This is a genomic window from Nonomuraea thailandensis, assembly GCF_024172165.1.
Lineage (GTDB): Bacteria > Actinomycetota > Actinomycetes > Streptosporangiales > Streptosporangiaceae > Nonomuraea > Nonomuraea thailandensis.
This window is the reverse complement of sequence record NZ_JAMZEB010000002.1, coordinates 8,679,015-8,702,693: the sequence shown is the minus strand read 5'-3', so window position 1 is coordinate 8,702,693 and position 23,679 is coordinate 8,679,015. Positions and strand designations below refer to the sequence as shown.

Here is a 23,679-nt window from a genome sequence, read left to right as displayed (position 1 = left end):
GACGGCTCGCGCGCCCCGTGACCGCGCTCACTGAGGCGGCGCGAACCCGCCCGGAGTCGCCCTCGGCGGCTCCGGCGCGGGTGCGGGCGGAGCCGGCGGCTGCTGGTACACGACCGGGCCGGGCGGCGGCGCGTACGGGTGTTGCGGCGCCTGCGGGTGCTGCGGTGCGTGCGGGTGCTGCGGTGCGTGCGGGTGTTGCGGCACGTGCGGGCCCCGCTGCGGCGGCTGCCCGTTCCCCAGGCGCTGCGCGAACCGCGCCTGCTCCCGCCGCCGCCGCTCCGCCAGGACGGCGCTCAGGTACGCGTGCGCCGGCACCCCGCCAGGAGCCGCCGGCGAGACGAAGGCCGCCACCTGGGTCGCGATGCGTATCCCCATCTCGTACTGCACCTGCGGCGTGAGGTCGTGCCAGCGCGTCAGGTACTGCCGGGCCGCCTGCGCCACCTCGTCGGGCAACTGGGACAGCTCCAGCGTGGCCGCCCAGCCCACGAGCTGCGGCGGCATGACGATGACCTGCCCCGACTCGCGCGGCGCCCGCTCGGAGATCACGATGGTGCCCGCGAACACGTCGCCGAGCCGCTTGCCCCGCTGCGAGACCAGCGACGCGATCAGCGCCGGCGCCCCCGAGAGCATCCAGAACTCCAGGACCCCGGCCAGCCCGCGGAACAGCGCCTGCCTGAAGCGCTCGGGGCTGCCGTCGTCGCCGACCACCCGGAGCCCGAGCGCCAGCTTGCCGAGGCTGCGGCCCCTGCTGAGGGTCTCGAAGATCACCGGATAGCCGACCAGCACCAGCACCACCAGGACGATCATCACGGCCCCGAACATGGCGGAGTCCGTGATGGCCGCGAACGCTCCTAACAGCGCGTAGGCGGCGACCAGAACGGTGAACTGCACGGCCATGTCGATGACGATCGCCAGGGCCCGGGAGGGCATCTGCGCCACCCGCACTTCGACGACGACGGCGTCGCCGGTCACAACCTCCGACATATGTGGAGCCTAACGGCAATGTCCGGGTGAACGAGCGGCCAGAATGTTCGGGTGGACATCGATGCGTTCGTCACAGCACACCGCCCCGTGTGGGACCGGCTCGATCACCTGGTCAAGCACCGCTCCTCGCTGACCGGCGCCGAGGTGGACGAGCTGGTGGAGCTGTACCAGCGGGTGGCCACGCACCTGTCGATGGTCCGCTCGTCGTCCAAGGACCCGATGCTGGTCGGGCGGCTGTCCGCGCTGGTGGCCAGGGCCAGGTCCGCCGTCACCGGCGCGCACACGCCGGCCTGGCGCGAGGTGACGCGCTTCTTCACCGTGTCGTTCCCCGTGGTGGCCTACCGGGCCCGATGGTGGTGGCTGGCGGTCACGGTGGCTTTCCTGGCGGTGGGGTGGGTGATGGGCGCGTGGGTGGCGGCCAACCCCGACGTGCAGGCGTCGATCGCCAGCCCCGACGAGATCACCCGGCTCGTCGAGGAGGACTTCGCCGACTACTACTCCGAGCACCCGGCCGCCTCCTTCGCCAGCCGCGTGTGGACCAACAACGCGTGGGTCGCGGCGCAGATGATCATGTACGCGGCGGTGCTGGGCCTGCCGATCCCGTACGCGCTCTACGCCAACGCCGAGAACGTCGCCGTCTCCGGCGGCCTGATGGCCTCCAGGGACAAGCTGGACATCTTCTTCGGCCTGATCCTGCCGCACGGCCTGCTGGAGCTGACCGCCATCTTCCTGGCGGCGGCCGTGGGCATGCGCCTGGGCTGGACGGTCGTCGACCCGGGGCCGCGCAGGCGGATCGAGGCGCTGGCCGAGCAGGGCCGGGCGGTGATGAGCGTGGCCATGGGGCTGGTCGTGGTGCTGTTCGTGTCGGGGCTGATCGAGGCGTTCGTCACCCCGTCGGGGCTGCCCACGTGGGCGCGCATCAGCATCGGGGTGCTCGCCGAGGCGGTCTTCCTCGCGTACGTGATCATCTTCGGCCGCAGGGCGCTGCGCGACAACGAGACCGGCGACATCGAGCGGGCGCCCGACGTCGCCCCGACCGCCTGACCGCGGCGTCACCGGACCGGAGCGCGGCGGGCTCGGCGCGTCAGAGCCGTCCCGCCGCCTTGAGAGCCAGGTACGCGTCGGCGAGGGCCGGCGCGATGTCCTCCGGAGGCGCGTCGACGACCTCGACACCGTGCCGCCGCAGCCTGGCCGTGATGCGCCTGCGTCCGAGCTGGGCCTGCTCGGCCGCCGCCGCGTCGTACACCTCCTCGACCGACCCGCGGCGGCCCGCCATGGCCGCGACGGACGGGTCGGACACCCCCGCCACCAGCACCAGGTGCCGCGCGGAGAGCTGCGGCAGGACCGGCATCAGGCCCTCGTCCATGGCGGCCGGGTTCAGGTCAGTGAGCAGCACCACCAGGCAGCGCCGCTTGGCCCGCGACAGGATGGCGGCCACCATGCCCTGCGCGTCGGCCTCGACCAGCTCCGCCTCGATCGGCGCCATCACGTTGACCAGCGACGACAGCAGCTCGGTACGCGACGCCCCGCTCACCCAGGCGCGTACGGCCCGGTCGTGGGCCAGGAAGTCGACCTGGTCGCCGGCCCTGGCGGCCAGCGCGGCCAGCAGCAGGGCGGCGTCCATCGACCAGTCGAGGCGCGGCCAGCCGGGCGCGGGCCTGGGGTCGGGCCGCAGGAACAGCCCGGCGCCGCTCGCGTCGGCCCCCGCCAGGTAGATCGGCGCGGCGCCGACCCGCCCCGCCGAGGTGCGGCCGGTGTCGAGCACGATCAGCACGCGACGGTCGCGCTCGGGCCGCCAGGTGCGGACGACGACGTCGTGGCGGCGCGCGGTGGCCCGCCAGTCGATGGAGCGCACGTCGTCGCCGACGACGTACTCGCGCAGCGAGTCGAACTCGGTGCCCTGCCCGCGCACCAGCGCCGGGTGCTGCCCGTCGAGCTCGCGCAGCCGGGCCAGCCGGGAGGGCAGGTGCTTGCGCGACAGGAACGGCGGCAGCACCCGCACCGTCCACGGCGCCTGGTGGTTGCCCTGCCGGGCGGCCAGGCCCAGCGGGCCGAGCGAGCGCACGGTGATCGCCACGGAGGAGCGGTCGCCGCGCCTGGTCGGGCTGAGCGAGATGACGATCTTGCGGCGTTCCCCGGCCGGCACGTCCAGCGGGGCCACCCGCGGGTGCACCTCCGCGGAGGGCGGCCAGGCGTCCCTGAGCAGGCCGCGTACGCGCCTGCCGCCCGGGTTCTCGACCACCAGCTCCACCGTGGCCTGCTGGCCGAGCCGGACCAGCGTGTCGCCGGACCGGTGGAAGCGCAGCGGCCGCACGGCGCCCGCGAACACCAGGTCCACGACGATCCCCGCGGCCAGCAGCAGGCAGACCCCGGCCAGCGCGGCCCCGGGCTGCGGCGCGAACAGCACCACCACGATCCCGACCGCCGCGACCAGCCCGGCACGTCCCGTCAGAGCCATTCCCGCACCACGCTTCCCGTAGCGGCCGTCAACGCGGGACCGGGACCGAGGCCAGGATGCCGTCGAGCAGGCCGTCGGCGGTGGCGCCCTCCAGCTCGGCCTCGGGCCGGAGCTGCACGCGGTGCCGCAGCGCGGGCCTGGCCAGCGCCTTGACGTCGTCGGGGGTGACGTACGGGCGCCCGGACAGCCACGCCCACGCCCGGGAGGCCGCCAGCAGCGCCGTGGCGCCACGCGGCGAGACGCCGAGCTGCAGCGACGGGGAGTTCCTGGTGGCCCGGGCCACGTCCACGATGTAGCCGAGCACCTCGGGCGCCACGTGCACCTTCGAGGCCGCCTCCCGGCCCGTCGCCAGGTCCTCGGCCGAGGCCACGGGCTTGATGCCGGACAGGTCACGCGGGTCGAAGCCGCGGGCGTGCCGGTCGAGCACGGAGATCTCCTGCTCGCGCGGCGGCAGCGGCACGGTCAGCTTGAGCAGGAACCGGTCGAGCTGGGCCTCGGGGAGCTGGTAGGTGCCCTCGTACTCGACGGGGTTCTGCGTGGCGCACACCACGAACGGGTCGGGCAGCTCGCGGGCCGAGCCCTCCACGCTGACCTGCCGCTCCTCCATCGCCTCCAGCAGCGCCGCCTGCGTCTTCGGCGGCGTGCGGTTGATCTCGTCGGCGAGCAGCAGGTTCGTGAACACGGGCCCCTCGCGGAACTCGAACTCCGCGGTCTTCGTGTCATAGATCAACGACCCGGTCACGTCGCCGGGCATCAGGTCGGGCGTGAACTGCACCCGCTTGAAGTCCAGCGACAGCGCCGCCGACAGGGTGCGCACCATCAGCGTCTTGGCCACGCCCGGCACGCCTTCGAGCAACACGTGCCCCCGGCACAACAACGCGATGACCAGCCCCGTCACGACCGCGTCCTGGCCGACCACGGCCTTGGACACCTCGGCGCGCAGCGCGCCGAGCGCCTCCCTGGCCGAGTCGCCGTTGCCGATCGGCCCGCCGGCCGGCACGCGGTATGTCTCATCAGAGTTCACTGATCTGCCTCTCCATGAAGTCCAGATATGCGGCCAGCCCGACGAGCCCCGCGTCGTCCGCCGGCGGCGGGCCGTAGAGCGCCGCGGCGACCTGCTGCGCGTCGTGCCCCGTGCGGGCGGCGATCGCCGAGACGATCTCCGGCCGGCCCGCGCCGGACGCCAGCCCCAGCCTCGGAGTGAGCCGGTCGATCGTGCCCGCGCGCAGCGCGTCGGCCGCGCGTTCCCTGGCGCGCCTGGCCCGGTAGAGCCGGCCGCGCCCCTCGACGGTCTCGGCGGCCCTGACGACGACCGGCAGCTTCTCCGTCACCACGGGCCCCAGCCGGCGGCCGCGCCAGAACGCGGCCACGGCCACGGCGATGATCGACATGTAGACGGCCCACCGGATGCCGGCCGGCATCAGGTCGTACATCGACTGGCCGCGCTCGCCGGGCAGGTCGAGCGCGGGCGGCGTCTCGGGCGGCACCAGCCAGGTGACGGGCCTGCCGGTGCCGATGAGGTTGAGCGCCAGCGCCGCGTTGCCGTCCTCGGCCAGGCGCCGGTTGGTCATGAAGCCGCCGTCGCCGACGACCGTGATGACCCCGCTCGCGTACGGGAAGCTGACCAGGGTGTGCCCGTCGCCCGCCGGGTAGCAGGCGGTGGCGCCCGACGGGCCGCGCAGCACGGCGCCGCCCAGGTAGGCGCTGCCCGCGGCGGTGGCGGCGGGCAGGCCGCACTCGGGCTCGCGGGAGCGGGGCCTGGCTCCGGCCGCCTCCACGCGCACGCCGGGGGCCAGGGCGGGCAGGCCGAAGAGGTCGCCGACGATCAGGCGGTCGCCGGGGACCCTCGCCAGGCTGAACTCCTCGACGTACATGGTGTCGGTGATCAGCAGCAGCCGGTCGCCCGTGGCGGCCTTGGCGGCGGCGGCCTCGACGGAGTCGACCCGGTCGACGGTGACGCCCCGGTCGCGCAGCAGCTCGGCCAGCGCCCTGGAGCCGGACAGCGAGGTGTCGTCGGGGTCGAGGTAGCGGGCCGGGGCGCGCTCGGGGCCGAGCAGGACGCCGAGGACCGCGATGAGCACGACGAGGCCGCCCAGCAGCGCGATCATCCGGCCGGCCCGCCAGGTGGAGCGGGCGGTGGGGGAGGTCGGGTAGGACTGCCCGGGAGGGGCCTGGGGGGTGACGACGCTCATGCCCCGCCCTCACCGGCCGCGGCCGCGAGCGGCACCGGGCGCGCCTGGCGCAGGCGCTCGTCGAGGCCGGTCATCGTCTCGTACGCCTCCCGTGTGCCCATCACCCCGCCGTACGTCACGTCGTCGAACGAGCGGGCGGCCGCCGCGAGTTCCTGCGCGAACGAGGGCAGCGACACCGCCGCCTCGGCGGCCAGCTCGTCGGCCGTCCGCCCCGGCATGCCGTCGACCAGCGCGCGTTCCTCCAGGTCGCGAGCGATGGCCCGGAGCCGTTCCTGGATGGCCTGGGTCCAGCGGCCCTCCTGGGCCAGGCGCTCGGCGGCCTGCCGGTGCTCGGCCGCGGTCAGCGCCCGCGTGCCGAACAGCGCGCCGGGCGCGAGCGCGTTCCTGCGCGCCGTCTTGCGCAGCCGCCACGCGATCAGCGCGATCAGCCCGAGCAGGATCAGCGTGATCACCACGGCGGCGATGATGCCGCCCGCCGAGCCGCCACCGGTGGCCGCGTCGAGAAGGTCGCCGAGGAACTGCGTGACGTACCGGTAGAGCCGGTCGAACAGGGCTTCCTTCTCGTACTCCGGCTTGAGGAGCTCCTCCGCGGCCTTGCGCGCGGCCTCCTCCCGGTCGATCGGGCTCACGACCTGGCGGAGTTGGACGGGTGCCACAGCTCGTCGGCCGAGGCGTGCACCCAGCCCTGGCGCTGCTGCTCGATGGCGGCGGTCTGCAGCACGAGGTCGAACGCCTCGCTGCGCATGCGCCGGTCGGCGTACAGCAGGCCGGAGACGCCGGCCTCGAACGGGTAGGTGAGCATCGCGCCGAGCGTGCCGCCGATCGCGATCAGCACGGCCGACACGATGGTGTTGGTCACCGAGCTCGTGCCCAGCATCCCGAGCATGGTGCCGATCAGCGTGAACGGGAACGTCAGCAGGCTCGCGACGAGGCCGACCAGCAGCGACGTGAGCAGCAGGATGCCGAACACCCGCCAGAAGTCGCCGGTCACCAGGTGCCACGAGCGGCGCATCGCGTCGACCGGGCCGCGGCCTTCCAGGACCACCGCCGGCGAGGCGAACGCGAAGCGGGTCCTGAAGAACAGGTAGTAGGCGACGTAGAGGATGAGGAACAGGACCGTCAGCCCGAGGATCCAGCCGATGGCTGAGGCGTCGGTGGCGTTCATCACGATCGCGACCAGGAGCAGCACGAAGACGATCAGCGGCACCACCATGATGGCGGCCATCATGGCCACCACGCCGAACAGCGCGGGGATCCGGCCCTTGACGAGCTGCCAGGCCTCGCCCGCGCTGATGTTGCCGCCGAAGACGGCCCGGCCCAGGATGCGGGTCAGCACGCCGGTCAGCAGCGTGACGACGACGAACGAGATCGCGGAGGAGATGAGCGTGCCGCCGTACTGGCCGACGATGCCGGAGATGCTGTTGAGCTGGCTCTCGGCGCCGGCGATGCTCTCGGGGTCGTCGAGCGGGCTGGGCATGGCGTCGATGAGGAACGCCTGGCCGACGGCCATCGGCACGGCGGCGAGCAGCGCGGCCACGGCCGACAGGCCGAGCACGGCCTTGGGGTTCGACCGGATCAGCTTGATCGTGCCGTCCAGGATGTCGCCCAGACCCAGCGGGCGCAGCGGGATGATGCCCGGGCGGAGCGCCGGCGGCGGCATGTAGCCGTATCCGGGCTGCTGTTGCGGATAAGGCGGATATGGTGTTTGCGGCGCTTGCCCGTAAGGCATCTGTTGCGGCAAATGCGGGGGTTGCTGCGCGGGCGGGCCGTACGGCTGCCCGGTGGGCGCCGGCTGTTGCGCACCGGGGGCGGTCCACGGGGAGGCCGGCGGGGCGCTGTAGGGCGGGGGCTGTTCGGCCGACCAGCCTGATGGCGTCTCGGGCGTGGGACCGTGACCGTCTGACATATCCCAATCCTGGCACGCTGTGCGGGGCATTGGTGTCACGGGAAGGATTCGCGGCCTCATCTTGCCCGCATTCACGGAGGAATCCGGGCAAGGTTCGCGTCCAGGGATGGCCGAAAGTCGCTCTGTTACCGCAGACTGAGATTGCGGTCGCGGGGGCGGACCTAAAATTCGCCTTTTGTAGGGCTCAGGTCACACTCATGGGTCAACCAAGGGTAACCTTCAGCGATCGTGCGGGTATGTCCCACAATGCGTAGAACGAATGAGGGGCCATGAAAGGTCGCGTGCTGGTCGTCGACGACGACGCCGCTCTCGCCGAGATGCTGGGGATCGTGCTGCGAGGGGAAGGCTTCGAGCCGTCCTTTGTCTCCGATGGCGACAAGGCCCTCGACGCGTTCCGGGATACACGCCCGGACCTGGTGCTGCTCGACCTGATGCTGCCGGGGGCCGACGGCATCGACGTCGCGCGCAGGATCAGGGCGGAGTCGGGGGTGCCCATCGTCATGCTCACGGCCAAGAGCGACACGATCGACGTCGTGCTCGGTCTGGAGTCGGGCGCCGACGACTACATCGTCAAGCCGTTCAAGCCGAAGGAACTGGTGGCCAGGGTGCGGGCGCGGCTGCGCCGTACCGACGAGCCCACCCCCGAGATCCTCCAGATTGGCGACATCACCATCGACGTGGCCGGCCACTCGGTCAAGCGCGGCGAGGAGACGATCAACCTCACGCCGCTGGAGTTCGACCTGCTCGTGGCGCTGGCCCGCAAGCCGCGCCAGGTGTTCACCCGCGAGGTCCTGCTTGAGCAGGTGTGGGGTTACCGGCACGCGGCCGACACGCGGCTGGTCAACGTGCACGTGCAGCGGCTCCGGGCCAAGATCGAGAAGGACCCCGAGCACCCCGAGATCGTCGTGACCGTCCGCGGCGTGGGCTACAAAGCCGGTCCCGCCTAACCCTCGCCCCTCCCCGCCGTGCCCCCGACGAAGAAGAAACGAACGCGCAGACGGACGCTCCGCCAGATTCTCGGCGGCGTCCGCCGGCGGGTTCGCCGTGCGGCGGGCAGGACACGCAGCATCTGGCGGCGCTCACTCCAGCTCCAGGTGGTCACCAGCACGCTGGTGATCTCCGTGATCGTGGTGGTGGTGCTCGGCACATTCCTGTTCGGCCAGATCAACAAGTCGGTCGTGGACAGCAGCCAGCGCACCGCCGCCAGCGAGGCCTTCGCCGACCGGCTGCAGATCGCCGACGCGCTGACGCCCGAGACCGACGACCCCGCCAAGCAGGCCGCCGGCGCGGAGCCGGCCGCGGGCAACCTGCTCGACGAGGTCATGGACACCATCACCGGCTCGGGGGAGAACGGCTCCGAGAAGCGCTACGAGGTGCTGATACTCAACCTGACGTCCCCGGGCCAGTCGCGGGCGTCGGGCAGCGTCGTGCCCGCCGACGTGCCGCTCACCCTCAAGCTCGCCCTGCAGCGCAACATCCGCGCCTACAAGTGGGAGGACGCGACCGGGTCGATCCAGACCATCAGGTTTCGCGGTGAGAGCCAGCCAAGGCTGACGTACGTGGTCGGCGGCATCGTGCACCTGACCACCAACGGGCGCACCTACGAGGTCTACCACTTCTTCCCGTTCGACGAGGAAGAGGAGCTGCTGTCCAACGTCCGGCTGGCCATCGTCGTGGTCGGGCTCGGGCTCGTGCTGCTGCTGGCCGCCATCGCCTACCTCGTCGCCCGCCAGGTCGTCACCCCCGTCCGCCTGGCCCGCCAGGCCGCCGAGCGCCTGGCCTCCGGCAGGCTGGACGAGCGGCTCAAGGTGCGCGGCGAGGACGACCTGGCCCGGCTGGCGAACTCGTTCAACGAGATGGCCGCCAACCTGGCGCTCAAGATCCACCAGCTGGAGGAGCTCTCCCAGGTGCAGCGGCAGTTCGTCTCGGACGTCTCCCACGAGCTGCGCACCCCGCTGACGACCGTCCGCATGGCCGCCGACCTGCTGTACGACGCCCGCGAGGACTTCGAGCCGATGGCCGCCCGCTCGGCCGAGCTCATGCAGGCCCAGCTCGAACGGTTCGAGTCGATGCTGGCCGACCTGCTGGAGATCAGCCGCTACGACGCCGGCGCCGCCACGCTCGACCTGGAGCCCGTGGACATCCGCGACGTGGTGCTGCGCGCGATCGGCGACTCCGAGGCGCTGGCCGAGCGGCACGGCACCCGCTTCGAGCTCAGGCTGCCCAACGAGCCCTGCGTGGCCGAGATCGACAACAGGCGGGTCGAGCGGATCCTGCGCAACCTGCTGTTCAACGCCATCGAGCACGGGGAGGGCCGCGACATCGTGGTCACCGTCGGCGCCGACCGCGACGCCGTGGCCGTCGCCGTTCGCGACCACGGCATCGGGCTCAAGGCCGGCGAGGACACCATGGTCTTCGACCGCTTCTGGCGGGCCGACCCGTCGCGCGCCAGGACCATCGGCGGCACCGGGCTCGGCCTGGCCATCTCCCGCGAGGACGCCGGCCTGCACGGCGGCTGGCTGCAGGCGTGGGGGCAGCCCGGCGAGGGCTCCCAGTTCAGGCTCACGCTGCCGAGGAGCGCGGGCGTGGACCTGAAGGGCTCCCCGCTGTCGCTCGTGCCGCCGGAGATCGAGATGCGCCGCACCTGGCGGACGTCGATGACGCCCGTGCTGCTGCCCGCATCGGGGGACGGGGACGGCCATGACGAGGATTAGCCGGCTGGGCACGGCGCTCGGCATCGTGGCCGCGATGGTCCTGGGCGGCTCGGGGTGCACCGTCATCCCCCCGAACGGCCCGTACACCGTCAACAACGACGAAGGGGCCGGCGACCCGCTCAGCAAGCCGTTCCAGCGCATGATCGCCATCCCGCCGCAGCCCGGCTGGGGCGCCGAGGACACGATCAGGGGCCTGCAGGCCGCCATGGCCGCCCACGCGGACGACCCGTCGGTCCTGGCCGACTACCTGACGCCCGAGGCGCGGGCCAAGTGGACGGCGGCCGGGCCCGTGACGGTGATCCAGGACGAGTACGAGGTCGTGGTCCCGCCGCCGCGCGAGTCCGAGACGTCGATGAAGATCACGCTCAAGGCGCACGTGGCGGCCCTCATCAACGAGGACGACTCGTACAAGCCGACGGGCGGGTCGTGGGAGCGGACCTTCGAGCTGGTCAAGCTGCCGGAGGGGTACCGCGTCAGCAGCCTGCCCGCCGGGCTGCTGCTCACCCAGTCCGACGTGGCGCGCGCGTACCGGCCGACGAACCTCTACTACGTCAACCGCAGCACGCAGGACCGGCTCGTCGTCGACCGCGTGCGCCTGCGGCTCGACACGATGGAGACGTTCGCGCAGACCGTGCTCGAGCGCCTGCTCGAACCGCCGACCGAGGCCCTGCGCGGAGCGGTCACCTCCAGCTTCCCCGCCGACACGAAGATCGAGTCGATCAGGTCGGGCGAGGATCGCGTGATCATCAACCTCTCGGGGCAGCTCGACACCCTCGACCTCAGCACCGAGGAGACCCTCAGAGGGCAGATCAGGAACAGCCTCAACAGGAACGAGATCGCCAAGGGCCGCGTCATCGAGATCCTGGTGGACGGCGAGCCCTACACCGTCGACCGGCCCGACTCCGTCGACCAGTGGCTGGACGACGACGTCCGCGACAGCGCCTACTACGTCGACAAGGGGGCCGTCCACTACCTGACCAAGGACGGCGCCGGGGGCGCCGTGGCGGGCGCGGCAGGAGAGCAGCGCGAGGGCTACAGCCACTTCGCCGTCTCCGCCGGCCCCAACCCGCTCATCGCTGCCAGGACCTCGACCGGCATCTCGGTGGCGGGGCTCGCGCCCGAGGGGGTGTGGCAGGAGGTCGTCCAGGGAGACGATCTGACGCCGCCCACGTGGCACAGGGACGGCTCCCTGTGGACCTACGACGGCAAGAACGGGACCTTGCTGAAGTACGACCCCGTCAGGCAGCGGACGGATCCCGTGCGGGTGCCGGAGGAGCTGGACCGGCTGGACATCAACCAGTTCAGGATCGCCAGGGACGGGGTGCGGGTCGCGGTGACCACCGGGGACGAAACCGTTCAGATCGGGGCGCTGACCGGTGAGGGGACGGGGATGAAGCTGGAGAACCTGCAGCTTCTGACCAACACCGAGACCGGGAACGAGATCAAGGACATCGCCTGGCGGGACGACGAGCACCTGCTCGTGCTGGTGCAGGCGACGGCGGGGCAGACGCTCAACGAGATCAACGTGGGGGATGGGGAGACCACCGGCGTGCCGTTGAAGGATCGGCTGCAGTCGGTGGCGGCGTTCCAGGACCAGGTGCTGGCGGACGTTACCACCAAGGGCGGGAGCAAGTTGATGGCGCTCAGCCAGGATCAGCAGACCTGGACCGCCAAGATCGACACCGATGGTGGCGCGCCTCTGTTCCCGCTGGGCTGACCCGCCTCGCCGACGCGTCGGCTTGGACCGCGTCGGCCTGCCCTTGCATCCGCTGTCACCCGTCCTGCCCCGTCCTGCCCCGTCCCGTCCCGCCCCGTCCCGTCGTGTCCTGCCCCGCGCCGCCGCCCCCCGCCGCCTCGCGCCGTCTGAATGCGTTGTGTCAGTGAGCCGGAACTGTCGGTGGCGACCGGCATGCTGATCCCGTGCTGAACGCCGTACTGGACCTGGTCCTTCCCCCGGCCTGTGCGGGCTGTGGCGCCAAGGGGGCGTCGTGCTGCCCGCGATGCTTCGAGGCGCTGACCGCAGAGCCCGCCAGGCGAGCCCCCGTCCCGCGCCCGTCCGGCCTGCCCGACTGCTGGTCCGCGGCGCCGTACGAGGGCGTGGTGCGCAGGATGATCGTGGCCTACAAGGAACGAGGGGCGGTGGCGCTGGCCGGGGTGCTGGCCGAGGCGGTGGCGCGGACGCTGCTGGTCGCCATGGGACAGACAGGGGAGTGGGCGGGTACCGGGCCGTTCGCCGTCGTGCCGGTGCCGAGCGCCCGAAGGAGCGTGCGCGGCCGGGGTCATGATCCCGTAGGGAGGCTGGCCGTGCTGGTGGCCGCCCGGTTGCGGGCGCTCGGGATGGGCGCCGAGGCATGGGCGGGGCTGAGACAGGCCGGCCGGGTGGCCGACCAGGCGGGCCTGAGTCGCGCTCAGAGAGCCGCCAACCTCGCAGGGTCACTTCGGGTCGTCCGCGCGGGAAAAGGGCCTCCAGCGCCCCGTGCGCTGCTCCTGGACGACATCGTGACGACCGGCGCGACCCTCGCCGAGGCCGCCAGGGCGCTGCAAGCTGCGGGGATCGAGGTGCCGCTGGCCGTCACCGTGGGCGCGACACGCCGAAGATCTTGAAATTCGTCATGGTCACGTTCGGTAAAGAAAGATCCAAATCGGTTTCCTGGCCTGGAGGTCACATGTCACTTCCCCTAGACCGGCACTGCGGCTGTTCGGTGGACGGGAGGCCCGTGCGCATAAGGGTTGCCGATCGGTTAAATGGGGCATTGGAAGGCGCTTTCCGAGGGGTGCGATATCACGGACCGTGATCATCCGGTTGAGGCTCAGGCTGACATTCGTGCTGGATGCGGATAGCGTTCCTACATGGCACCCGTTCGGGTCCGTGGTTGCGCAGGGTCGGGGTCCCCGGCTCTGCTAGCCGATGCCAGCCGCAGGCAAAACGGTCCACGTAAGGCGACTCTTTGTCGACCGATCACGGTGCGGCTTAGGGGTAAGTCCTGCCTTCCCGGGGGTCCAGATGTCCCCCGTCAGAAGAGAAGGGCAGTAGTGGCAACAGAGCCGCGAGACCCTCAGCAGGCGGATGTGGGGTCGAAGACCAGGTCGGCCGGGCGGGTGCCTTCCGAGTTCCCGGTGACGCAGCGTCGGAAGAGGGTGACCGTGACAGGGAGGCAGCCAGACCACCCCGTCCGACATGCACGTAGTCGGGCGCTCTTGCTCAGTCGTTAGACCGAAGGGGGGCTGTTGCATGGACATCATCGTCAAGGGCCGGCACACAGGAGTTAGTGATCGGTTCCGAGACCACGTGACGACCAAGCTGGCCAGGATCGAACGTCTGGACAACAAACTCATCCGAGTCGATGTGGAGGTGTCCAAGGAGCGTAATCCGCGCCTCGCCGATCAGCGGGAGCGCGTCGAGCTCACCATTCACTCCCGAGGGCCGGCCATCCGCGCCGAAGCCTCGGCCGACGACCGACTCGCAGCCTTCGATCTAGCCCTCGACAAGCTGGAAGGCCGTCTCAGGCGGCTGGCCGACCGGCGTAAGGTCCACCACGGCAACCACTGCCCGCCCTCGGTGGCGGAGATCACCGCGACGCTCCCTGACGCCGCCGATCTGAAGCCCCGCACGCAGTCAGGCGCCCCGAAACAGGCCGAGCCTGACGAGGACGAGCTGCAGCAGAAGAGCGACCAACTCTACGACGACATCGTCCCGATCGAGATGGACGGCGACGGGCCGCTCATCGTCCGGGAGAAGTTCCACCGAGCCGAGCCCATGACCATCGATCAGGCCCTGCTCGAGATGGAGCTGGTCGGACATGATTTCTACCTGTTCCGTGACAAGGAGAGCGGCCAGCCGTGCGTCGTCTACAACAGACGCGGCTACAACTACGGCGTGTTGCGGCTCATAGAGCCCTGATCGCGCGCTAAAAGATCTTCTCGACCACCCGAGAACCGCGGGTACATGCCATCATGGCGGTTCAACGGCTCTGGCCCCCCGACGAGGAGGAGACGTGAGCGAGCTCAGTCAGGTAGGGATGAGCGAGCGAAGCGAGGCAATGGCAGGCGCGAGGCTGATCGTCACGAGGCTGATCGTCACGAGGCTGGTCGTCACGAGGCTCACCAAGGAGGCTTCGTGACCGAGTCTGACGAGGCCCGCGCGCAGGCGAGCGAGCCGATCCGCGTGCTGATCGTCGACGATCACGAGCTGATCCGGCGGAGCCTGGCGCTGGCGCTGGCCGCCGAGCCTGACATCGAGGTGGTCGGTGAGGCGAGCGACGGGCAGGAGGCGGTCGAACTGGCCGATCGCCTCATGCCTGACGTCGCGCTCATGGACGTGCGCATGCCGCGGCAGGACGGGATCGAGGCGACGAAGGGCATCAAGGCCTCCGTCCCGAGCACCCGCATCATCATGCTGACGGTGAGCGACGAGGAAGAGGATCTCTTCGAGGCCATCAAGGCGGGAGCCACCGGCTACCTGCTCAAGGACGTCCAGATCAACGACGTCCCGGCCGCGGTGCGCGGCGTGCACGAAGGCCAGTCGTTAATCAACCCGGCGATGGCGGCCAAGCTCATCAGCGAGTTCGCCAACATGAGCCGCAAGGAGGCCGAGCGGCCGCCTCAGCTTCCCGTTCCCCGGCTGACCGACCGGGAGATGGAGGTGCTGCGGCTCGTCGCCAAGGGCATGAACAACCGGGAGATCGCCAAGCAGCTGTTCATCTCCGAGAACACCGTGAAGAACCACGTGCGCAACATCCTCGACAAGCTGCAGCTGCACTCGCGGATGGAAGCCGTGGTGTACGCGGTGCGGGAGCGCATGCTCGAGATCACCTGAGCCACGGACGCTGCTTGAGCTGCTGCCGTGGCTCGAGGTGCGAGATGTGGCTCGAGTTGCGGACACGGCTGTACTGAGAACGTGGCTTTGGGTTGCGCAACGTGACTGGGGTTGTGACGTGGCTTGAGTAGCGGGACCCGTCCGAGCCGCCCGTCCGAGCCGCCCGGGCCGTTGTGGTGGGGCCCGGACGTGTGCGTGGATGTGTGTGTGGCGTGCTCAGCTCGCGTTGGGCTGGGGCGGGGGTGCGGGGGTTGCGTTGAGCATGGGGAGCAGCTCAGGTGGGTCGGAGCGTTCGACGCGTACGGCGTCGCAGCCCACCCACTCGGCGGCCGACCAGAGAGCCTCGCTCAGGGCGTCGGCCCACTTGGCGGGTGAGAGGCCGGGCTCCAGGTGGACCTGCCTGGCCACCAGCGTGGAGCCCTCGCGGGCCGGGTCGACGCGCCCGATCAGCCGCCCTCCGGACAGCACCGGCATCGTGAAGTAGCCGTGCACGCGCTTGGGCTTGGGGACGTAGAGCTCCAGCGTGTAGGTGAAGCCGAACACCCGCTTCGTGCGCTCGCGGTGCCAGATGAGGGAGTCGAACGGCGACACCAGCGTGGTGCGGTGGCGGCCGCGCGGCTCGGACTCCAGGCCCTCGGGCGCCGCCCACGCGTTGGCCAGGCCCTTCTTGCCCGGCCAGCCGGCGACGGTCACGGGCACCAGGCCCGCCGCGCCGCTGAGCAGGACCTCGTCGAGGATCGCCGCGTAACGGCCCTTGAGGCGGAGGAAGTCGATGAGGTCGGTGCGGTTGGCCACGCCGAGGGAACGCCCGGCCACGCCCGCCAGACGTACGATGCACTCCTCGTCGGACAGGTCGTCGGCCAGGAGGTCGGCGGGGACCACCCGCTCGGCCAGGTCGTAGACGCGGCGCCAGCCGACGCGGCGGCTGCACACCAGCTCGCCGATGTCGAGCAGCCACTCCAGGCCGATCTTGGAGTCGGACCAGTCCCACCACGGGCCGCCGTTCTTGGCGCCGCCCACGTCGGACGTCGTCAGCGGGCCCGACTCCCTGACCTGGTCGAGCAGCTTCTCCACGTTGTCGGGCACCTCGTGCCACCGGTAACGCCGCTCGCGGTAGGCCCGGCGGCGGAAGGAGTAGAGCGGCCAGTGCTCGATGGGCAGGATGCAGGCGGCGTGGCACCAGTATTCGAAGCTCTGGGCGGGATTGTGCCAGTAGGCGCGCTCGATCTTGGAGCGGCCCACCGCGCCGAGGCGGGCGTAGGCGACCAGCTCGTGCGAGCGGGCCAGGACCGAGATCGTGTCGAGCTGGACGGCGCCCAGTTTGCGCAGCATGGTGTGCACGCCGCCCTTGCGCGCGTCGGCGCCGATGAAACCCTGCGCGCGCAGGATGATCCGGCGGGCCTCTTCGGCGGTCAGATCGGTCACACCGGTCATGCCCGCGCCTCCATATGGCGATGCATGCGAGCAATCTAGCCATGGGCACCGACAGAAATGACCGCTGCCCGTCTCGGAGATCGCACCTGGGGCCTCGCATCGCATCTGTGGCGGGCCTCGCATCTCGCATCTGCGGTGGGCGCACGTCTCCGACTGCAGGGCGGCTCGGGGTGCAGGGCGGGCCGGGGTGCAGGGCGGGCTGGGAAGGCAGCTGGTGGTGAAACGCTCAGGTCGGGGGGTGCGAGGTGCTCGGCTGGAGGTGCGGGGCGCGCCCGGAGGTGGGGGTACGGGCCCGGAGACGCGCCCGGGCGTCACGTGTCGCGTGATCGTGTCCCGGCATGCGGACGGCGGGCGGCCCAGGGTAGGGCGCCCGCCGTCGATGCGTGAGTCAGCGGTGATCCTCAGCGCGCATGCCCACCCGCGGAGCGTCGATCACGACGTCGGTGAAGATATCGAAGACGAGGGCGAGGACGCCGCCGACGACGAACAGCCCGGCGCCGATCCAGATGAGCGTCCAGTTCGCGGCCGTCATACCGAAGCCGGCCACGACGGTGCCCACCAGCATCACCGTCACCGCGAGCCACGAGGACGCGCGCCCGCCGTGGCTGCCGAGATTCTCGGTATGCTCCGACTTCTTCCCCTCAACCATGACAAATCCTTCCTTTGCCGGATATCCCGCTATTGGTGCGAGCCGGCTCTCCACCGGCATACCCTCTGCCTTGTCCCCATTCTCCCAGACTGGTTCTGCGCCCTCGTCGTCACGGTGGCTGTGTCTGGTTGCGGAACCGCCTACGATGGCTAACGGGGAAGTTTGTCTCGGCCTCTCCTCCTGGCGGCGCCGCCGGGGTAGACCTGCGAGGAGCTTTACATAAAGTGGCAGCCATTCTCGACAAGATCCTACGTGCCGGCGAAGGCAAGATCCTGCGCAAGCTCAAGCGGATCGCAGACCAGGTCAACTCCATCGAGGACGACTTCACGAGCCTGTCCGACGCGGAGTTGCGTGCGCTGACGGACGAGTTCAAGCAGCGCCATGCCGACGGCGAAAGCCTCGACGATCTGCTTCCCGAGGCGTTCGCGACCGTGCGCGAGGCGGCCCGCCGCGTGCTCGGCCAGCGGCCCTACGACGTGCAGATCATGGGCGGCGCCAACCTTCACCTGGGCAACATCTCCGAGATGAAGACCGGTGAGGGCAAGACGCTGACCTGTACGTTGCCGTCCTATCTCAACGCGATCGCCGGCAAGGGCGTGCACGTCATCACGGTCAACGACTACCTGGCCAAGCGTGACGCCGAGACCATGGGGCGCATCCACCGCTTCCTCGGCCTGGAGGTCGGCTGCATCGTCTCCGGCCAGGCCCCGGAGGAGCGCCGCAAGCAGTACGAGGCCGACATCACGTACGGCACGAACAACGAGTTCGGCTTCGACTACCTGCGCGACAACATGGCGTGGTCGCTCGACGAGTGCGTGCAGCGCGGTCACTTCTTCGCGATCGTCGACGAGGTCGACTCGATCCTGATCGACGAGGCCCGCACGCCGCTGATCATCTCCGGTCCCGGCGAGCAGTCGGGCAAGTGGTACCAGGAGTTCGCCAAGATCGTCCCCCGCCTGCGCAGGGGCGTCGAGGCGAAGAACCCGGGCGAGGAGAGCACGGGCGACTACATCGTCGACGAGAAGAAGCGCACGGTCGGCATCCTTGAGGCCGGCGTCGAGAAGGTCGAGGACTGGCTCGGCATCGACAACCTGTACAAGCCGGAGCACACCCACCTCGTCGGCTTCCTGAACAACGCGCTCAAGGCCAAGGAGCTGTTCAAGAAGGACAAGGACTACATCGTCGCCGACGGCGAGGTCCTGATCGTCGACGAGTTCACCGGCCGCATCCTGCACGGCCGCCGCTACAACGAGGGCATGCACCAGGCCATCGAGGCCAAGGAGAGCGTGAAGATCAAGGACGAGAACCAGACTCTCGCCACGGTCACCCTCCAGAACTACTTCCGCCTCTACGGGAAGCTGGCCGGCATGACCGGTACGGCCGCCACCGAGGCCAACGAGTTCCACCAGACGTACAAGCTGGGCGTCGTCCCGATCCCCACCAACCGCCCCATGGTCCGCAAGGACCAGCCGGACGTCGTCTACAAGACCGAGGACGCCAAGTTCGACGCGGTGGTGCAGGACATCAAGGAGCGCTACGAGGCCGGCCAGCCGGTGCTCGTCGGCACCACCTCGGTGGAGAAGTCCGAGCGGCTGTCGAAGGCGCTCAAGCGGCGCGGCGTGCAGCACGAGGTGCTCAACGCCAAGAACCACGCGCGTGAGGCGTCGATCATCGCCGAGGCGGGCCGCAAGGGCGCCGTCACCGTCGCCACCAACATGGCCGGTCGAGGCACCGACATCATGCTCGGCGGAAACTCCGAGTTCCGCGCCGACCTGGAGCTGCGCCAGCGCGGGCTCGACCCGGTCGAGACGCCGGAGGAGTACGAGAAGGCCTACCCCGAGGCGCTGGAGAAGGCCAGGGCGGCGGTCAAGGCCGAGCACGACGAGGTCACCGAGCTGGGCGGCCTGTACGTCCTGGGCACCGAGCGGCACGAGTCGCGCCGCATCGACAACCAGCTTCGCGGCCGTTCCGGCCGTCAGGGCGACCCCGGCGAGTCGCGCTTCTACCTGTCGCTCGGCGACGACCTGATGCGCCTGTTCAACTCGGCCAGGGTCGAGATGATCATGACCAGGCTGCAGATCCCCGACGACCAGCCGATCGAGTCCGGCATCGTCTCCAAGGCCATCGCCTCCGCCCAGCACCAGGTCGAGCAGCAGAACTTCGAGATCCGCAAGGAAGTTCTGAAGTACGACGAGGTCATGGACCGCCAGCGCAAGGTCATCTACGCCGAGCGCCACCGCGTGCTGGAGGGCGCCGACCTGCACGAGCAGGTGCGCGGCTTCATCGGCGAGGTGATCGACGGCTACGTCCAGGGCGCCACGGCGGAGGGCTTCGCCGAGGAGTGGGACCTCGACAAGCTGTGGAAGGCGTTCGGTGAGCTGTACCCGGTCTCGGTCCGGATCGAGGACGTCGTCGAGGAGGCCGGCGGCCGCGAGGACCTGACCGCCGAGCTCATCAGCGACAAGATCAAGGCCGACGCGCTGGCCGCCTACGACCGGCGCGAGGAGGAGTTCGGCCCGGAGACCATGCGCGACCTGGAGCGCCGCGTGATCCTCTCCGTGCTCGACCGCAAGTGGCGCGAGCACCTCTACGAGATGGACTACCTGCGCGAGGGCATCGGCATGCGGGCCTACGCGCAGAAGGACCCGAAGATCGAGTACGCCCGCGAGGGCTTCGAGATGTTCGCCGCGATGCTGGAGGGCATCAAGGAGGACTCCGTCGGCTTCCTGTTCAACCTCGAGGTCGAGGTGCAGGAGAACCCGATCGTCGAGGAGGAGGACGCGGCCATCGCGGAGACCCGCTCGATCATCGCGCGCGGGCTGCGCGGCCCCGAGCGGCCGGCCGAGCTGGAGTACTCCGCTCCCGGCGAGCAGGGCGACGTCGAGCACGTCCGGGTCCGCACGACTCAGGCCGAGCGGGCGGCGTACGGCAACGTGGAGCGTAACGCGCCCTGCCCGTGCGGGTCGGGCAAGAAGTACAAGCGCTGCCACGGAGACCCGAAGAACGCCGCCTGATCCGTCATTCCTGGGCCCCCACCTCCTGCGGAGGTGGGGGTTCGCCTTTTCGGCGGGCCGCCACGCCTAGGCCGTTTCGAATTCGGTGCACAGCCACTGGTTGCCATGTCGTTCCAGGCGCAGGGCCAGGACGTGGTTGCGGTTGCCGCAATGGACGAGCGCGCACATTTCCACGGCGCCGTCGCGGGGTTGCTTCATGTGGACGCTTCCGGTGAAGGGCGGCCGGTCGGCATGGATCATCTGGCCCGCCCGTACCAGCTCGCGGTAGGCGCGCTCGGTCAGCCGGTCGGCCAGGGCCTGTGGCGGGCGGCGGCCGGCCAGCACCTCCGCCAGGGCCTGGGTCAGGTGGCGCAGCCTGCGCTCGTCCGGTTGGGCGCCCGGCGGGCCCCAGACCAGGGGGGTCGTCAGGGCCAGCGCGCCGTCGATGTCGTGAGGCATGGGCTGCTCCGATTCTCTGCATGGAAGAAAGAGTCGGTATAAACGAGTTTTCGGCCCGGCTCAGGAATACAGAAAGCGCCAGCTTGTGCGCGTGCGGCGGAAGCTCGTCCGGTTATGCGGGGAAAGTTTCGGGGGAAGCTGGAGTGGTCCGGCCCTCTTTGGGATGGGGGAGTCAAGGGTTTAGGGCTCGCGTCCCGGGGTGGGCAGGTCGAGCCAGCGGATCAGCAGGGTGAACAGGGCGTAGTAGATCAGCAGGTACGCCACGCCGAACCCGATGATCAGGCCGAGGCCGTGCGTGTTGGACTTGCTGGCGTTCAACAGCAGGTCGATGGCGCCGCCGGAGAAGGTGAAGCCCAGGCGGGCGCCGAGCTCGGCCATCAGGGCCATGGACAGGCCGGTCAGGAGGGCGTGGGCGGCGAACAGCACGGGGGCGACGAAGATGAAGGCGAACTCCAGGGGCTCCGTGATGCCCGTGATGAAGGCCGTCAGGCCGGCCGACAGCAGGATGCCCCCGACCGCCTTCCTGCGCTCGGGCGGGGCGGCCCGCCACATCGCCAGCGCGGCCCCGAGCAGGCCGAACATCATCACGGGGAAGAAGCCGGTCATGAAGATGCCCGCGCCCTGCTCGCCGGCGAAGTAGCAGTTCAGGTCGCCCGCCGCGTCGCGGGTGGCGCCGTTCACGCCCGCGTGGCACTCGGGGACCGTGAACCAGACGATGGTGTTGAGCACGTGGTGCAGGCCGATGGGGATGAGCAGGCGGTTGGCCACGCCGTAGAGGCCGGTCCCCACCGTGCCGTGGGCGGACAGCCAGTCGCCCGCCTGTGCCAGCCAGTCGCCGATCGGGCGCCACAGGAAGCCGAACAGCACGCCCAGCAGCAGGGCGGCCACGGCGGTGATGATGGGCACCGAGCGGCGCCCGCCGAAGAAGGCCAGCCAGGAGGGCAGCTTGACGCGGTGGAAGCGTTGCCAGAGGAGGGCGGCCGTGAGGCCGATGAGGATGCCGCCGAGGACGCCGGTGGGGTTCGGGGCGCCCAGGTCGAGCGCGGGCACGCCGTTCTGGAGGGTCACCGAGACCTTGTCGTGCACGGCGCCGTGCCCGGCGTCGAAGAAGAGGGTCTTGCTCACGTGGTCGAAGACGAGGTAGCCGACCAGGGCCGCCAGCGCGGTGGAGCCGTCGGACTTGCGGGCGAAGCCGATCGCCACCCCCACGGCGAACAGCAGCGCGAGGTTGTCGAACAGGGCGGCGCCGGCCGCCGCCATGACGCCGGCCACCGGGAGCAGCCAGGGGAGCGCGCCGCCCAGGCCGTGCGCGCCGAGCAGGTCGTCCTGGCCGAAGCGGTAGAGCAGCCCGGCGGCGGGGAGGACCGCGATGGGCATCATGAGGGAGCGGCCGACGCGCTGCAGCACGGAGAAGGCCGACGACAGCCGGGACTGCGGCGGAGCCGGGTCCTGCATGGTCGTGGTCACCCCCACGTGAGCGTCGACGCGGGGGTCAGGTCGGTTACTACCCCGGTGCTGATCTCCCCGAACCGGGCTCGGTCTCGCCCGAGTCGAGGTCGGGCTCGGGTTCGCGGCCGGGTGTCATGATGTTCAGCCTGCGGATCAGGAACGTGAACACGGCGTAGTAGACCAGGCCGTAGACCAGGCCCAGGACCAGGATGCCGGGCAGGTTCTCGGTGTTCGACTTGCTGGCGTTCAGCAGCAGGTCGAGCAGGCCGGCGGAGAAGCCGAAGCCGAGCTGGCCGCCGATCAGCGTGGTCAGCGCCATCGCCAGGCCGGTCAGGATCGCGTGGACGACCAGCAGCAGCGGCGCGACGAAGATGAAGGCGAACTCGATCGGCTCCGTGATGCCCGTGACGAACGACGCCAGCGCTGCCGAGAGCATGATGCCGCCCACGGTGGCCCGCCGGTGCACGGGGGCGGCCCGCCACATGGCCAGGGCGGCGGCGGGCAGCGCGAACATCATGACGGGGAAGAAGCCGGCCATGAACTGGCCGGAGTACGGGGCGCCGCCGAAGTAGCAGTTCCAGTCCCCGCCCAGCACCTGGCCGCCCACCTCGCACTGCGGCACGACGTACCAGACCACGGAGTTGACGAAGTGGTGCAGGCCGAGGGGGATGAGCAGGCGGTTGATCAGGCCGTAGATGCCGGTGCCGATGGGGCCGATGGCGGCCAGGGCCTCGCCGGCGTGCCGGATCCACTCGCCGATCACCGGCCACAGCCAGCCGAACGCCACGCCCATGAGCAGGGCCACGATGGAGGTGATGATGGGCACGAAGCGCCGGCCGCCGAAGAAGGCCAGCCAGGACGGCAGCTTGATGCGGTGGAAGCGCTGCCACAGGACGGCGGCGACCAGGCCGATGACGATGCCGCCGAGCACGCTGGTGGGGTTCTGGATGCCGTTGTCGACGATCTCCTTGATGCCCTGGGGCTCGACCACCTTGACGGCGACGGTGTCCCTGATGTCCGACTCGAAGAACATGGCCTTGGTCACGCGGTCGAAGACGAGGTAGCCGACCACGGCGGCCAGCGCGGTGGAGCCGTCGGACTTGCGGGCGAAGCCGATCGCCACCCCCACGGCGAACAGCAGCGGCAGGTTGTCGAACAATGCCGCCCCGGCGGCGGCCAGCACGTGGGCGACCTCGTTCATCCAGGCCATCCCGGACACGTCGGCCAGGCCGCCCGGCGCGGCGCCGTTGGAGCCGAGCATGTCGGGCTGGCCGAAGCGCTGCAGCAGGGCGGCCGCGGGCAGGGCGGCGATGGGCAGCATGAGGGAGCGGCCCAGCCGCTGGAGCACGGTCATCACGCGAGCGAACGGCGAGGGCCGGGCGGCGGCGGAGGTTTCGTTCACGTCTCGTTCACCGGCGTTCCTCCAAGGCGTGGTCATGCCAGGAGTCATGAGGCGCCGGACACGGCGGCTCGTCGGCCGAGTCTGGCGGAGTTCGGGACGCGGCTCAAGAGCCGCGCCTGGCGGGGATCGGGACGCGGCTCAAGAGCCGCGCCTGGCGGGGATAGGGACGCGGGCTCAAGAGCCGCGCCGGGGATCGGGACACGGCTCAAGAGCCGCGCCTGGT

The 23,679-nt window shown here is 70.5% G+C and carries 20 protein-coding genes; 9 read left to right on the top strand and 11 right to left on the bottom strand.

What is annotated here, in order from left to right; all coding sequences use genetic code 11:
• Positions 1-27: 27 nt before the first annotated feature.
• The gene (locus HD597_RS43695; protein WP_253751663.1) at positions 28-984 is read right to left on the bottom strand and encodes an RDD family protein; all 957 of its coding nucleotides are present in this window, start codon (positions 982-984) and stop codon (positions 28-30) included.
• A gap of 51 nt (positions 985-1,035) precedes the next feature.
• Between HD597_RS43695 and HD597_RS43690 the strand changes: the two genes are divergently transcribed.
• A complete protein-coding gene (locus tag HD597_RS43690; RefSeq protein WP_253751662.1) occupies positions 1,036-2,028 on the top strand; it encodes a stage II sporulation protein M in 993 nt (330 codons plus the stop codon).
• Between the two features lie 40 nt (positions 2,029-2,068).
• Here HD597_RS43690 and HD597_RS43685 read toward each other — a convergent pair whose 3' ends face one another.
• From HD597_RS43685 to HD597_RS43665, 5 genes are read right to left on the bottom strand one after another with little or no spacing between them, the layout of a single operon-like run.
• The gene (locus HD597_RS43685) at positions 2,069-3,442 is read right to left on the bottom strand and encodes a DUF58 domain-containing protein (protein ID WP_253751661.1); all 1,374 of its coding nucleotides are present in this window, start codon (positions 3,440-3,442) and stop codon (positions 2,069-2,071) included.
• Between the two features lie 28 nt (positions 3,443-3,470).
• On the bottom strand, positions 3,471-4,442 hold the full coding sequence (locus tag HD597_RS43680) for an AAA family ATPase (RefSeq protein ID WP_372513645.1): 972 nt from the start codon (positions 4,440-4,442) through the stop codon (positions 3,471-3,473).
• A 13-nt stretch (positions 4,443-4,455) separates the two neighbouring features.
• A complete protein-coding gene (locus HD597_RS43675; protein WP_253751659.1) occupies positions 4,456-5,634 on the bottom strand; it encodes a DUF4350 domain-containing protein in 1,179 nt (392 codons plus the stop codon).
• On the bottom strand, positions 5,631-6,263 hold the full coding sequence (locus tag HD597_RS43670) for a DUF4129 domain-containing protein (RefSeq protein WP_253751658.1): 633 nt from the start codon (positions 6,261-6,263) through the stop codon (positions 5,631-5,633). Before HD597_RS43670 ends, HD597_RS43675 begins: the two co-directional genes overlap by 4 nt.
• Positions 6,260-7,294: a DUF7847 domain-containing protein gene (locus HD597_RS43665; RefSeq protein WP_253751657.1), complete on the bottom strand. Its 1,035-nt coding sequence runs from the start codon at positions 7,292-7,294 to the stop codon at positions 6,260-6,262. Before HD597_RS43665 ends, HD597_RS43670 begins: the two co-directional genes overlap by 4 nt.
• Before the next feature lie 515 nt (positions 7,295-7,809).
• Here HD597_RS43665 and mtrA point away from each other — a divergent pair.
• The 7 genes from mtrA to HD597_RS43635 all read left to right on the top strand — a co-directional run bounded on the left by mtrA (position 7,810) and on the right by HD597_RS43635 (position 15,070).
• Positions 7,810-8,487 carry an MtrAB system response regulator MtrA gene (gene mtrA / locus HD597_RS43660; protein ID WP_043620615.1) on the top strand — a complete coding sequence of 226 codons (678 nt, stop codon included), beginning with the start codon at positions 7,810-7,812 and terminating at the stop codon, positions 8,485-8,487.
• An 18-nt stretch (positions 8,488-8,505) separates the two neighbouring features.
• Positions 8,506-10,254, top strand: a complete 1,749-nt coding sequence (mtrB, locus tag HD597_RS43655; RefSeq protein WP_308210805.1) for an MtrAB system histidine kinase MtrB — start codon at positions 8,506-8,508, stop codon at positions 10,252-10,254.
• Positions 10,241-11,971: an LpqB family beta-propeller domain-containing protein gene (locus HD597_RS43650; protein ID WP_253751643.1), complete on the top strand. Its 1,731-nt coding sequence runs from the start codon at positions 10,241-10,243 to the stop codon at positions 11,969-11,971. The genes mtrB and HD597_RS43650 overlap by 14 nt, the downstream gene beginning before the upstream one ends.
• Before the next feature lie 203 nt (positions 11,972-12,174).
• The gene (locus HD597_RS43645; protein WP_253751640.1) at positions 12,175-12,858 is read left to right on the top strand and encodes a ComF family protein; all 684 of its coding nucleotides are present in this window, start codon (positions 12,175-12,177) and stop codon (positions 12,856-12,858) included.
• 628 nt (positions 12,859-13,486) lie between these two features.
• Complete coding sequence (hpf, locus tag HD597_RS43640) at positions 13,487-14,155, top strand: ribosome hibernation-promoting factor, HPF/YfiA family (RefSeq protein WP_253751637.1); 669 nt, start codon at positions 13,487-13,489, stop codon at positions 14,153-14,155.
• A gap of 94 nt (positions 14,156-14,249) precedes the next feature.
• Entirely contained in the window at positions 14,250-14,375 is a 126-nt protein-coding gene (locus HD597_RS65200; protein WP_276083177.1) for a hypothetical protein, read from the top strand.
• Positions 14,372-15,070 (top strand): response regulator, encoded by a 699-nt coding sequence (locus tag HD597_RS43635; protein WP_253751634.1) that lies wholly within the window; start codon positions 14,372-14,374, stop codon positions 15,068-15,070. Before HD597_RS65200 ends, HD597_RS43635 begins: the two co-directional genes overlap by 4 nt.
• 216 nt (positions 15,071-15,286) lie before the next feature.
• On the opposite strand, the gene HD597_RS43630 is transcribed toward HD597_RS43635, so the two are convergent.
• Together HD597_RS43630 and HD597_RS43625 are read right to left on the bottom strand one after the other, a co-directional pair.
• Complete coding sequence (locus HD597_RS43630) at positions 15,287-16,504, bottom strand: winged helix-turn-helix domain-containing protein (protein ID WP_253751631.1); 1,218 nt, start codon at positions 16,502-16,504, stop codon at positions 15,287-15,289.
• A gap of 388 nt (positions 16,505-16,892) precedes the next feature.
• Positions 16,893-17,153, bottom strand: coding sequence for an HGxxPAAW family protein (locus tag HD597_RS43625; RefSeq protein WP_253751628.1), 261 nt, complete (start codon positions 17,151-17,153; stop codon positions 16,893-16,895).
• A gap of 224 nt (positions 17,154-17,377) precedes the next feature.
• On the opposite strand from HD597_RS43625, the gene secA reads away from it, so the two are divergent.
• Complete coding sequence (gene secA, locus HD597_RS43620; protein ID WP_253751625.1) at positions 17,378-20,167, top strand: preprotein translocase subunit SecA; 2,790 nt, start codon at positions 17,378-17,380, stop codon at positions 20,165-20,167.
• Between the two features lie 66 nt (positions 20,168-20,233).
• On the opposite strand, the gene HD597_RS43615 is transcribed toward secA, so the two are convergent.
• The 3 genes from HD597_RS43615 to HD597_RS43605 form a co-directional block, all read right to left on the bottom strand.
• Entirely contained in the window at positions 20,234-20,605 is a 372-nt protein-coding gene (locus HD597_RS43615) for an Rv3235 family protein (RefSeq protein WP_253751621.1), read from the bottom strand.
• 180 nt (positions 20,606-20,785) lie between these two features.
• A complete protein-coding gene (locus HD597_RS43610) occupies positions 20,786-22,060 on the bottom strand; it encodes a PTS transporter subunit EIIC (RefSeq protein WP_253759714.1) in 1,275 nt (424 codons plus the stop codon).
• Positions 22,061-22,109: 49 nt separating this feature from the next.
• Positions 22,110-23,456, bottom strand: coding sequence for a PTS transporter subunit EIIC (locus HD597_RS43605; RefSeq protein ID WP_253751618.1), 1,347 nt, complete (start codon positions 23,454-23,456; stop codon positions 22,110-22,112).
• Between the last annotated feature and the right edge of the window lie 223 nt (positions 23,457-23,679).

Excerpts from the sequence above, each read along its gene's own strand:
- HD597_RS43695 (WP_253751663.1), bottom strand. The coding sequence starts at position 984 with ATGTCGGAGGTTGTGACCGGCGACGCCGTCGTCGTCGAAGTGCGGGTG.
- HD597_RS43685 (WP_253751661.1), bottom strand. The coding sequence starts at position 3,442 with ATGGCTCTGACGGGACGTGCCGGGCTGGTCGCGGCGGTCGGGATCGTG.
- HD597_RS43675 (WP_253751659.1), bottom strand. The coding sequence starts at position 5,634 with ATGAGCGTCGTCACCCCCCAGGCCCCTCCCGGGCAGTCCTACCCGACC.
- HD597_RS43665 (WP_253751657.1), bottom strand. The coding sequence starts at position 7,294 with ATGCCGCCGCCGGCGCTCCGCCCGGGCATCATCCCGCTGCGCCCGCTG.
- mtrA (WP_043620615.1), top strand. The coding sequence starts at position 7,810 with ATGAAAGGTCGCGTGCTGGTCGTCGACGACGACGCCGCTCTCGCCGAG.
- HD597_RS43650 (WP_253751643.1), top strand. The coding sequence starts at position 10,241 with ATGACGAGGATTAGCCGGCTGGGCACGGCGCTCGGCATCGTGGCCGCG.
- hpf (WP_253751637.1), top strand. The coding sequence starts at position 13,487 with ATGGACATCATCGTCAAGGGCCGGCACACAGGAGTTAGTGATCGGTTC.
- HD597_RS43630 (WP_253751631.1), bottom strand. The coding sequence starts at position 16,504 with ATGACCGGTGTGACCGATCTGACCGCCGAAGAGGCCCGCCGGATCATC.
- HD597_RS43625 (WP_253751628.1), bottom strand. The coding sequence starts at position 17,153 with ATGGTTGAGGGGAAGAAGTCGGAGCATACCGAGAATCTCGGCAGCCAC.
- HD597_RS43615 (WP_253751621.1), bottom strand. The coding sequence starts at position 20,605 with ATGCCTCACGACATCGACGGCGCGCTGGCCCTGACGACCCCCCTGGTC.
- HD597_RS43610 (WP_253759714.1), bottom strand. The coding sequence starts at position 22,060 with ATGCAGGACCCGGCTCCGCCGCAGTCCCGGCTGTCGTCGGCCTTCTCC.